Source organism: Streptomyces recifensis, from assembly GCF_002154615.1.
GTDB classification, from domain to species: Bacteria; Actinomycetota; Actinomycetes; order Streptomycetales; family Streptomycetaceae; genus Streptomyces; species Streptomyces griseoluteus.
Genome location: NZ_MUNH01000668.1, coordinates 1 through 3,971 on the forward strand (window position 1 = coordinate 1; position 3,971 = coordinate 3,971).

Sequence of the window (3,971 nt, forward strand, 5' to 3'; positions counted from 1 at the left end):
GTCCCGGTCGCCCGCGGCGCGCTGCGGCTGCGGGGCGAGGGCCTCGGCGGCGACCAGGGCAGGGGCGCGCTGTCCTTCCTCGCCGAAGCCTCCGACCTGCTCGCCGGACAGCTCGACGAGAACCTGGTCGCCGCCCTCACCGGCCAGCTGATCGTGCCCCGCCTGGCGGACTGGTGCGCGATCTGGCTGGAGGACGAGGCGACCGTACGCGGCGGCGACGACGGCCCCGCCCGCGTGTGGCACACCAGCGAGGCCCGCACCGAGGACCTCCAGCGGGCCCTGGAGAAGGAGCCCCCGCGCTCCCGCCACACGGTGCGCTCCGGCCCCGAGCCCTATCCCTGGCCCGGCGCCGCGCTCGGCCCCGAGGGCACCCACGGCACCGCCCTCGCCTACCGGCTGGTCGCCGGCGGCCGCCCGCTCGGCACCCTGCTCATCGGCCGCTGCGGACTCCTCGGTTTCCCCGACGAGGTCACGGGCCTGGTCGAGGACCTCGGCCGCCGGGTCGCCCTCGCCATCGGCGCCGCCCGCCAGTACGCCCGCCAGGCCACCATCAGCGCCGTCCTCCAGCGCGGCCTGCTGCCCGGCGCGGTCGCCGAGATCCCCGGCATGACCAGCGCGCTGGTCTACGAACCCCGCGACCAGGGCGGCCCCAGCGGCGACTTCTACGACCTCTTCCCGGCCGGGCACGGCCGCTGGTGCTTCGCCGTCGGCGACGTCCAGGGCAAGGGCCCCGAGGCCGCCGTCGTCATCGGCCTCGCCCGCCCCTGGCTCCGGCTGCTCGCCCGCGAGGGGTACGGCGTCGCGGACGTCCTCGACCGTCTCAACCAGCTCCTCCTGGACGACGCCACCGAGGCCGCCGACGCCGCCGCCCGCGCCCTGATCGCCGCCGGAGGCGGACCCTTCGCCCCCGGCGACGGCCCGCAGACCCGGTTCCTGTCCCTGCTGTACGGCGAGCTGACCCCCGTCGACGGCGGCGTCCGCTGCACCCTCGCCTCCGCCGGGCACCCGCTGCCCCTGGTGCTGCGCCCCGACGGCCGGGTCAGCACCGCCGCCCGCCCGCAGACCCTGCTCGGCGTCGTCGAGGACGAGACCTACACCAGCGAGACCATCGAGCTGCACCCCGGCGACAGCCTGCTGTGCGTCACCGACGGCGTCACCGAGCGCCGCTCCGGCACCGACCAGTTCGACGACGGCGACGGCCTCGCCCGCGCCCTCTCCGGCTGCACCGGCCTGAGTGCCGAGCGCATCGCGGACCGCATCCGCGACCTCGTGCACGGCTTCGGCGAGGACGCGCCCGAGGACGACCTCGCCCTGTTGGTGCTCCAGGCACAGTGAAGGCGGGCGGCGAAGCGCGGTGAACCGTGCTCCGCGCGCGGTGCGGGACAATGGAGGACATGCCTTCCGCACTCCCCGACGGCGAGTCCGTCCCCGACGACGGCGCGCTGCCCGCCGCCGCGCTCGCCGGTGCCGCCGAGCGGCCCCTCGGGTTCTATCTGCACGTGCCGTACTGCGCCACCCGCTGCGGCTACTGCGACTTCAACACCTACACCGCCAGCGAGCTGCGCGGCACGGGCGGCGTGCTCGCCTCGCGGGACAACTACGCGGACACCGTCGTCGAGGAGATCCGGCTCGCCCGCAAGGTGCTCGGCGACGACCCCCGCGAGGTCCGTACGGTCTTCGTCGGCGGCGGTACGCCCACCCTGCTGGCCCCCGGGGACCTGGTACGGATGCTGGGCGCGATCCGGGACGAGTTCGGCCTCGCGCCCGACGCCGAGATCACCACCGAGGCCAATCCGGACTCCGTCGACCCGGCCTACCTGGCCACCCTGCGCGAGGGCGGCTTCAACCGGCTCTCCTTCGGCATGCAGAGCGCGAAGCCGCACGTGCTCCGGATCCTCGACCGCACCCACACCCCCGGCCGCCCCGAGGCATGCGTGGCCGAAGCCCGCGCGGCCGGGTTCGAGCACGTCAACCTCGACCTGATCTACGGCACCCCCGGCGAGTCCGACGACGACTGGCGCGCCTCCCTGGAGGCGGCGCTCGGCGCGGGCCCCGACCACATCAGCGCCTACGCCCTGATCGTCGAGGAGGGCACCCAGCTCGCCCGGCGCATCCGGCGCGGCGAGGTCCCGATGACCGACGACGACGTGCACGCCGACCGGTACCTCATCGCCGAGGAGCTGCTCACGGCGGCGGGCCTGCACTGGTACGAGGTCTCCAACTGGGCCACCTCCGAGGCGGCCCGCTGCCTGCACAACGAGCTGTACTGGCGCGGCGCCGACTGGTGGGGCGCGGGCCCCGGCGCCCACAGCCACGTCGGCGGGGTGCGCTGGTGGAACGTCAAGCACCCCGGCGCCTACGCCGCCGCCCTCGCCGCGGGCCGCACCCCCGGCGCGGGCCGCGAGCTCCTCACCGACGAGGACCGCCGGGTCGAACGCATCCTCCTGGAACTCCGCCTGCGCGACGGCGTCCCCCTGAGCCTGCTGAAGCCGGCCGGCCTGGCCGCCGCCGGCCGCGCCCTCACCGACGGCCTCCTGAACCCCGGGCCCTACGCGGAGGGCCGCGCCACCCTCACCCTGCGCGGCCGCCTGCTGGCCGACGCGGTGGTGCGGGACCTGGTGGACTGAGCCGGGCGGCTACGCCTCGGCGGTGACGAAGTCGATCAACTCTTCGACCCGGCCGAGGAGTTCGGGTTCCAGGTCCCGGTAGGACGTCACCTTCGCCAGGATCGCCTGCCACACCGCACCGGTGTTTTCCGGCCACCCCAGCGCCTTGCAGACGCCCGTCTTCCAGTCCTGGCCGCGGGGGACGCGGGGCCAGGCGGGGATGCCGAGCGCCGACGGCTTCACGGCCTCCCAGATGTCGATGTAGGGGTGGCCGACCACCAGGGCGTGGTCGCTGGTGACCGACTGGGCGATGCGCCACTCCTTGGTGCCGGGCAGCAGATGGTCCACCAGGACGCCGAGGCGGGCGTCGGAGCCGGGTGCGAATTCGGCCACGATGGCGGGCAGGTCGTCGACGCCCTCCAGGTACTCCACGACGACGCCCTCGATGCGCAGGTCGTCGCCCCAGACCTTCTCCACCAGCTCGGCGTCGTGCCTGCCCTCGACGTAGATCCGCCCCGCGCGGGCCACGCGGGCGCGGGCGCCGGGAACGGCGACCGAGCCGGAGGCGGTGCGGCCGGGCTTCACCGGGGAGCCGGCGGCCGGGCGGACCAGGGTGACCGGGCGGCCCTCCAGCAGGAAGCCGCGCGGCTCCAGCGGGAACACCCGGTGCTTGCCGAAGCGGTCCTCCAAGGTCACCGTGCCCGCCTCGCAGCGGATCACCGCCCCGCAGAACCCGGTACCGGGCTCCTCCACCACCAGTCCCGCCTCCGCCGCCACCTCGGGCACCGGCTGCGGCTTCTTCCAGGGGGCGGTCAGGTCGGGGGAGTAGTCGCGCATTCTGATGACCATAGGAGAAGCGGCGGCCCGGTGCTCAGGACACGCCGAAACGCGCTGCCAGGGCGTCGCGTTGGCGTCGTACGAAGCCCGCGTCGACCGCCGCTCCGTGACCGGGTACGTACAGCGCGTCCTCGCCGCCGAGGTTCAGCAGCCGGTCCAGCGCGTCCGGCCAGCGGGACGGCACCGCGTCCGGGCCCGCCTGCGGCTCGCCGGACTCCTCCACCAGGTCGCCGCAGAAGACCACCTCGGGGGAGCCGGGCACCAGCACCGCGAGATCGTGGGCGGTGTGCCCCGGCCCGACGTTGGCCAGCAGCACCTGACGGCCGCCGCCGAGATCGAGCGTCCACTCGCCGGACACGGCGTGCGCGGGCGGCACCAGGGCGCGTACGGCGGCCTCCGCCTCCCCGGCCGGGACCCCGTGCTCGACCGCGTCCCGCCGCAGCGCCTCCCGCTCGTGGCGGAACACCACGTCGAGGCCGACCGCGCCGTAGACCTCCGCCCCGGCGAAGGCGGGGGCGCCCAGGACGT

The 3,971-nt window shown here is 75.5% G+C and carries 4 protein-coding genes; 2 read left to right on the forward strand and 2 right to left on the reverse strand.

What is annotated here, in order from left to right; translation table 11 throughout:
* Window positions 1-1,335, forward strand: a 1,335-nt coding sequence (locus CCN33_RS28060; protein WP_107484010.1) for a PP2C family protein-serine/threonine phosphatase, incomplete at its 5' end; no start/stop codon positions are given.
* Window positions 1,336-1,394: 59 nt separating this feature from the next.
* A complete protein-coding gene (gene hemW, locus CCN33_RS28065; RefSeq protein ID WP_086696218.1) occupies window positions 1,395-2,627 on the forward strand; it encodes a radical SAM family heme chaperone HemW in 1,233 nt (410 codons plus the stop codon).
* 9 nt (window positions 2,628-2,636) lie between these two features.
* Here the strand turns inward: hemW and CCN33_RS28070 are convergent, their stop codons facing one another.
* Window positions 2,637-3,443 carry a DUF3097 domain-containing protein gene (locus tag CCN33_RS28070; RefSeq protein WP_086696214.1) on the reverse strand — a complete coding sequence of 269 codons (807 nt, stop codon included), beginning with the start codon at window positions 3,441-3,443 and terminating at the stop codon, window positions 2,637-2,639.
* 34 nt (window positions 3,444-3,477) lie between these two features.
* The coding region (locus tag CCN33_RS28075) for an MBL fold metallo-hydrolase (protein ID WP_086696215.1) at window positions 3,478-3,971 on the reverse strand (494 nt) is incomplete at its 5' end.